Origin of the sequence: Psychrilyobacter sp. (genome assembly GCF_049671765.1) — a bacterium.
Classification (GTDB): domain Bacteria; phylum Fusobacteriota; class Fusobacteriia; order Fusobacteriales; family Fusobacteriaceae; genus Psychrilyobacter.
Genome location: NZ_JBATVM010000078.1, coordinates 1 through 6,757, shown reverse-complemented (window position 1 = coordinate 6,757; position 6,757 = coordinate 1). Strand labels below are relative to the sequence as shown.

Annotated in this window: 7 protein-coding genes; 5 read left to right on the top strand and 2 right to left on the bottom strand. The window is 31.9% G+C overall.

The genetic code is table 11. The features are described 5' to 3' along the window. Positions 1-45: 45 nt before the first annotated feature. Both hisE and WBG30_RS03880 read right to left on the bottom strand, forming a co-directional pair. On the bottom strand, positions 46-294 hold the full coding sequence (gene hisE / locus WBG30_RS03885) for a phosphoribosyl-ATP diphosphatase (RefSeq protein ID WP_424503334.1): 249 nt from the start codon (positions 292-294) through the stop codon (positions 46-48). Between the two features lie 11 nt (positions 295-305). Beyond that, on the bottom strand, positions 306-443 hold the full coding sequence (locus WBG30_RS03880; RefSeq protein WP_424503333.1) for a hypothetical protein: 138 nt from the start codon (positions 441-443) through the stop codon (positions 306-308). 619 nt (positions 444-1,062) lie between these two features. On the opposite strand from WBG30_RS03880, the gene argC reads away from it, so the two are divergent. The 5 genes from argC (at position 1,063) to argF (ending at position 6,543) form a co-directional block, all read left to right on the top strand. Further along, on the top strand, positions 1,063-2,100 hold the full coding sequence (gene argC / locus WBG30_RS03875; protein WP_424503332.1) for an N-acetyl-gamma-glutamyl-phosphate reductase: 1,038 nt from the start codon (positions 1,063-1,065) through the stop codon (positions 2,098-2,100). A 174-nt stretch (positions 2,101-2,274) separates the two neighbouring features. Then, the gene (gene argJ / locus WBG30_RS03870) at positions 2,275-3,492 is read left to right on the top strand and encodes a bifunctional glutamate N-acetyltransferase/amino-acid acetyltransferase ArgJ (RefSeq protein ID WP_424503331.1); all 1,218 of its coding nucleotides are present in this window, start codon (positions 2,275-2,277) and stop codon (positions 3,490-3,492) included. 12 nt (positions 3,493-3,504) lie between these two features. Next, entirely contained in the window at positions 3,505-4,368 is an 864-nt protein-coding gene (argB, locus tag WBG30_RS03865) for an acetylglutamate kinase (protein ID WP_424503330.1), read from the top strand. Positions 4,369-4,405: 37 nt separating this feature from the next. Further along, a complete protein-coding gene (locus tag WBG30_RS03860; protein WP_424503329.1) occupies positions 4,406-5,563 on the top strand; it encodes an aspartate aminotransferase family protein in 1,158 nt (385 codons plus the stop codon). Then, positions 5,560-6,543, top strand: a complete 984-nt coding sequence (argF, locus tag WBG30_RS03855) for an ornithine carbamoyltransferase (RefSeq protein WP_424503328.1) — start codon at positions 5,560-5,562, stop codon at positions 6,541-6,543. The genes WBG30_RS03860 and argF overlap by 4 nt, the downstream gene beginning before the upstream one ends. Positions 6,544-6,757 lie beyond the last annotated feature (214 nt).

Genomic DNA, 6,757 nt, shown 5'->3' with positions numbered 1-6,757 from the left:
TCACAAAAAAAGACAGTCCAATTCAATTATTGGACTGTCTTTTTTTTATTTAATTCTTTTTATAAGTTGATTTTTTATCTCTTCTAAGCTTACTTCTTGTTCATTTAAAAGGACTAAAAGATGGTATAAAAGATCATTTGCTTCATATACTAGTTCTAATTTATCAGGATTTTTAGTAGCAATGATTACCTCTGTGCATTCTTCTCCTACTTTTTTAAGTATCTTATCAACGCCAGATACCCCAATATCTGCAATGTCCTTTTCAACATATATAGGTACCTCACTAGGCTTCACCCAAAAATACCTCACTTTATTTTTTTCAAAAGATCGTATGATTTGTTTCCTAATCTGCCCTTAGGCAATGCTATATTTATATACATGATGTTACTCATTTTTTCCGACGAATCATCGGAAAATTCCGAGTGAATATGATAATCAAACATTGTCTTCCTCCTATTTTTTAATAAAATAATAACATATAACATCAATAAAAAGCAATGTGATACTGTATCTATATAAAACAAATATATAAAAAAGCTTGACATAATCAAATCACATCTGATATCATATTTTAAATTAAAAAATAAACCACAAGGAGGAACCATTATGTTAATCAGGAATAGTAGGATAAGGAAAATAAAACCCAATAAACCTATCATTCTAAAATGGCTTGATTAACCTGATAATTTTTTGTGCAAAGATTTGGAAATTTGATATTTCCAATGAGTATATAAAAAGTTCATTAACAAGCCGGCAATTAATATTGTTGGCTTTTGTTTTAAGGAAAACCTGGTATAAGCCCGTTTAAAAAGCTTATACCAGGTTTTTTATTTATAAAAATTCTAAAAATATTTCGAGGAGGAACACAAATGCTAAGGAAAAACTTCAAAAGGAGCAAATCATATAATTTAATATTTTTTTATAACCGGTAAAAACTTTGTCGATTCCTAGGAGTCTGCCAAATTTTCGGTAGGCTCATTTTTTATACAAAAAAATAGGCTAAAACAGTTAAAAATAGGGATTTAAAGTAAAATTAGTTCATAAATTGGAGGGGGAAAACACATGAAAAATGTCGGAATATTAGGAGCTACAGGATATGCAGGTCAACAACTTTTAGGTTTATTGAGAACTCATCCTCATATAAAAATAAAATTTATTGCATCTCATAGTTATGTGGATCAGGAATTTTCTAAGATCTATGAAAATTACTCCCATGAATTTGATAAAGTCTGTATTTCAAATATACAGGTAGAAGAAAACCTAAGTAAAATAGATCTTCTCTTTATAGCCCTACCCCATGGAAAAGCCTTTGAAATATCAAAGAAAGCCTTGGATCTAGGAGTGAAAGTAGTAGATCTAGGAGCAGATTTTCGCCTGAACCACCAAAAAGTCTATGAAGAATGGTATAAAGTTCCCTGTAAAGAAAAAGATCTATTATCTCAAGCAGTGTATGGTCTTACTGAATTAAACAGAGAAAAGATAGTTAATAGTAATCTTGTAGCAAATCCAGGATGTTACCCCACAGCAAGTTTATTAGGAATAATTCCACTATTAAAAAATAACCTTATCGATACAGATTCTATTATCATCGATGCAAAATCTGGAGTAAGTGGTGCTGGTAGAAGTGCTTCAATTTCTAGCCTTATGTGTGAATGCAGTGAATCAATAAAAGCATATGCTGTTGGAACACATAGACATACACCAGAAATAGAACAAGAGGCTAGTAAAATCAGTGGAAAAGAGGTTACTCTTACATTTACCCCTCATCTAGTCCCTATGAATAGAGGAATCTTATCAGTTATCTATGCAAAACTTAAAAAAAATATCGATGAAAAAGAGTTAAAAAAGATATATTTAGATGAATATAAGAAGGATAAATTTATAAGAATCAAAGATACCCTACCTGAGACAAGGTGGGTAAAGGGGAGTAATTATTGTGATATTTCTGTAAGAGTAGATAAAAGAACAGGAAGGGTAATAGTTATGTCAGCAATAGATAACCTCATGAAGGGTGCAGCCGGTCAAGCAATACAAAATATGAATTTAATGTTTGGATTTGAGGAAACTAAATCGATAGATTTCATCTCTATCTTCCCTTAAATCAAATTAAACTAAAAGGAGGTGAGGAATGATTAAGCTTTCTACAATTAGTGAAAACAAAGATAAAGATAAAAATATAGATCTCATAAAAAAAAATGAGTTATCAGAGTTTAAAAACATGCAATTAAGGCTATTATTGTAAATACCAATTTATTTAAAGGAGAGTGGTAAATCATGAAATTACTTATAGGAAAAACTATAACAGATGTCAGTGGAATAACAGCTAGTGGAGTATCAGGTGGACTAAAAAGAAGTGGTAAAAAGGATCTTTGTGTTATTTATTCAGAAGGACAGCCTGTAGCCTCAGCTGTATTTACAAAAAATAAAGTAAAAGCAGCTCCCATAGTGATGAATATGGAACATATTAAAAATTCCACCACCAAGGTAGTAGTAGTCAACAGTGGAAATGCAAATGCTTGCACCGGTAAAAAAGGCCTAGAAGATGCCAACGCCATGGCCGAGCTTACTGCAAACATATTGGGAGTAGACAAAAAAGAGGTGATAATACAGTCGACTGGAATTATAGGTGTGCAGCTAGACATGGAAAAAATAGATTTTGCCATAAAAAAAGGCTGTGAAAACTTGTCTACCCAAGGAGGACAAGATGCAGCTATCGCCATGTTAACTACAGATACATCAGAAAAGAAAATTGCTGTTTCCTTTGAGATAGATGGGAAAGAGATAATGTTAGCTGGAATAGCCAAAGGATCTGGAATGGTTCATCCAAATATGGGAACTATTCTTTCAACCTTGGTTACAGATTTAAATATCAGTAAGGATATGCTCAATCTAGCATTTAAAGATAGTGTGGATATGTCTTATAATATGATCTCTGTAGATGGGGATACTAGTACTAATGATATGGCTATGGTTATAGCAAATGGATTGGCAGAGAATAAAAAAATTGAAACTGTAGGAGAAAATTTTGAAAAATTCAAAGATGTCTTAGTCTATATCAATATAGAACTAGCTAAACTTATAGCTAAAGATGGGGAAGGAGCTACTAAACTTATAGAGGTAGAGGTAAAAAATGCCCAAACTTTAGAAGATGCTAGAATATCTGCAAAATCAGTTATCAGATCAAATCTTACTAAGTGTGCTTTCTTTGGTGCTGATGCAAATTGGGGTAGAATCCTTTGTGCAGTGGGTTATTCAGACGCTGAATTTGATCCTAATAATATAGATATTTCATTTGTTAGTAATGATGAATCTATTCAAATAGCTAAAGATGGTATGGGAGTAAAATTTGATGTAGATAAAGCCAAAGAAATATTACTCAAATCAGAAGTTAAAGTAGAGATTGACTTAAAAAATGGTAAGTATTCAGCTACAGCTTGGGGTTGTGATTTAACCTACGATTATGTGAAAATTAATGGGGCATATAGAACGTAAGGAGGAAAAGAAATGGAAGACGTTAAGATATTGTCTCAAGCACTTTCCTATATCATGGAATTTCATGGGAAAACTGTGGTTATAAAATATGGTGGGAATGCCATGAAGGATGAAGAGACCAAGGAAAAAGTTATAAGAGATATAGCACTTTTAAAATATGTTGGAATGTTTCCTGTTGTTGTTCATGGAGGAGGCCCTGCAATAAATGATATGCTCGGTAAATTGAATAAAAAATCTGAATTTAAGATGGGAAACAGGGTGACAGATAGAGAAACCATAGAAATAGTGGAAATGGTTTTAGGTGGAAAGGTCAATAAGGAAATTGTCTCCCTTTTAAATAAAAATGGTACCAGAGCTGTAGGAATTACAGGTAAAGACAGTAATATGATCATGGCAGAAAAAAAATATATAGATATAGGTGGTGAAAAAGTAGATATAGGTTATGTTGGACAAGTAAAAAAAATAGATACTAGTATCATAGAGAATTTTTTTAAAGCAGGAATAATACCTGTAATAGCACCTCTAGGAACAGATAAAGATGGTAATACCTACAATATAAATGCCGATTATGTAGCAGGAGAGATAGCTAGTGCACTAAAAGCTACCAAACTTATATTGATGACTGATATAGATGGACTTTATAGAGAGTTAGAGGATAAAAGTAGTTTCATAAAGGAGATTGATATTTTAGAGGTTATCCAACTTATTCAAGATAAAACTATCTGTGGAGGAATGATTCCAAAAGTAGAATCATGTGTATCTGCTTTGAAAAACGGTGTGGGAAAAGTGCATATTTTAAACGGTGAGAAAGAACACAGTCTCTTAATGGAGTTATTTACCAAAGATGGTATCGGGACTATGATTATAAATGGCTAATTCTAGAGAATTTTAAAGAAAAATAAAGGAGGTTAAGATGTTAATAAATACTTACAATAGACCCGATAAAAATTTTATATCGGGAAAAGGTATGAAACTATATGATGAATCTGGTAGCGAATATTTAGATCTCGTATCTGGAATTGCTGTAAATTCACTGGGTCATTGTCATCCTGAGATGATAAAAACTATAAAAAAACAAAGTGAGAAGCTACTCCATATTTCAAACCTTTATCATACTACCGAACAATATGAATTAGCTAAAAAACTGGTAGAATTGAGTGACCATGATAAAGTATTCTTTTGTAATAGTGGAACTGAGGCTATAGAAGCTGCCTTAAAAATAGCTAGAAAATATGGAAAAGTAAAAGCTTATGGGAAAAGTAAGATCCTTTATATGAAGGATTCTTTCCATGGAAGAACCATGGGAGCTCTTTCTGTAACGGGACAACCTAAATATCAAAATGAATTCAAACCACTGATAGGAGGGACTGAAGAATGTGAATTCAACAATATCAATAATGTTATTAAAAAGATGCCTGGAGCTTGTGCAATCATAGTTGAACCTATCCAAGGGGAAGCTGGTTTAATAAAGGCAGATATTGAATTTTTAAAAAAATTAAGAGAACTTTGCGATAAATGGAATTGCTTACTTATATTTGATGAGATCCAGTGTGGAATAGGTAGAAGTGGAAGTTTCTTTGCCTATGAAAAATTTGGTGTTATCCCTGATGTGGTCTGCATGGCAAAGGGCCTTGGAGGAGGAATCCCTATAGGAGCAGTCCTTGTCAATGAAAAAGCTAATATTTTTGTTCCTGGTGATCACGGGACTACCTTTGGAGGGAATGCATTCAGTTGTGCTATCGCAAATACTGTTTTAACAGAACTTGTTTATAAGGGTATCCTTGATGGAGTAGATAAAAAATCAAAACTTCTAAAAGAAAAGTTAGAACTTCTAAAAGAAGAATTTAATCTTATAGAAGAGGTGAGAGGAATTGGACTATTACAGGGACTAAAATTAAACGAAAACCCTAGTAATTTTATAAAATATGCACTAGAAAATAATGTGCTTTTAGTTGGAGCTGGAGATAATGTATTGAGAGTCATTCCACCTCTTAATGTAAAAGAAATCGAAATTGAGGAAATTTATATCGTATTAAAAAATATATTTAAGGAATTTAAGGGGGAAAAATGATAAAAAATAAAAATTTTTTAAAATTATTAGACTATAGTACAGAGGAATTTAACTACCTTTTAGAGCTTTCATCTAAATTAAAAAATGACAAAAAAAATGGAATAGAAAAGAAACATCTTTTAGGAAAAAATATTGTTCTTATCTTTGAAAAGGATTCTACTAGAACTAGATGTGCATTTGAAGTAGGAGCTATGGATCAAGGAGCTAATGTAACATATCTAGGGCCTTCTGGAAGTCAGATTGGGAAAAAAGAATCTATAGAAGACACTGCTAGAGTTTTAGGTAGCTTTTATGATGGTATTCAATATAGAGGATATGCTCAAGAGACTGTAGAAATATTAGGAAAATATGCAGGAGTACCTGTATGGAATGGTCTTACAGATGAATTTCATCCAACACAAATATTGGCAGATTTTTTGACTATTAAAGAAAAATATGGGAAATTAATGGGAATAAAAATGGCATATCTTGGAGATGGCAGAAACAATATGGGAAACTCTCTAATGATAGGAGCAGCCATGGTTGGTATGGATTTTAAAATTGTAGCTCCTATAGATCTTTTTCCAGAAAAAGAATTAATAAATAAAGCGCAAGAAATTGCTAAAACTACAGGTGCTAAACTTACCTTCACTGACTCTTTGGAAGATGGTGTGACTGATATAGATGTAGTATATACAGATGTATGGGTGTCTATGGGAGAGGACCCAGGAGTTTGGAAGGAAAGAATAGAGAAATTACTTCCATATCAAGTAAATAAAAATCTTATGGATATGACTGCAAAAGATTCTATTTTTTTACATTGTCTACCTTCATTTCATAATCAAAAAACAGTTTTAGGAAAAGAAATTTTTAAAAAATTTGGTATTATAGAAATGGAAGTTACGGGTGAAGTTTTTGAAGGAAAAAAATCTATTGTATTTAAACAGGCAGAAAATAGATTACATACAATAAAAGCAATTATGGTTGCAACATTAGCATAAAGACCTGATTTTATTAATAACTTGGAGTGTATAAAAAAACCTGTAGACTTTAACACTTCTTTTATAGTGTCTAGTTTACAGGTTTTGGTGGGTCTATCCCGAATTACGTGTACATTCAATTCCTAACTACTAGAGGAGAGCTGTTAAAACGGCTCTTTTTTTACATATATTTTTCTACTTGTTCTGGATAAATTATCACTAACATTCTTAATAT

What these genes read in the sequence shown, in the direction of transcription:
- WBG30_RS03880 (WP_424503333.1), bottom strand. Translation starts at nt 443, where the DNA reads ATGTTTGATTATCATATTCACTCGGAATTTTCCGATGATTCGTCGGAA.
- argC (WP_424503332.1), top strand. Translation starts at nt 1,063, where the DNA reads ATGAAAAATGTCGGAATATTAGGAGCTACAGGATATGCAGGTCAACAA.
- argJ (WP_424503331.1), top strand. Translation starts at nt 2,275, where the DNA reads ATGAAATTACTTATAGGAAAAACTATAACAGATGTCAGTGGAATAACA.
- argB (WP_424503330.1), top strand. Translation starts at nt 3,505, where the DNA reads ATGGAAGACGTTAAGATATTGTCTCAAGCACTTTCCTATATCATGGAA.
- WBG30_RS03860 (WP_424503329.1), top strand. Translation starts at nt 4,406, where the DNA reads ATGTTAATAAATACTTACAATAGACCCGATAAAAATTTTATATCGGGA.
- argF (WP_424503328.1), top strand. Translation starts at nt 5,560, where the DNA reads ATGATAAAAAATAAAAATTTTTTAAAATTATTAGACTATAGTACAGAG.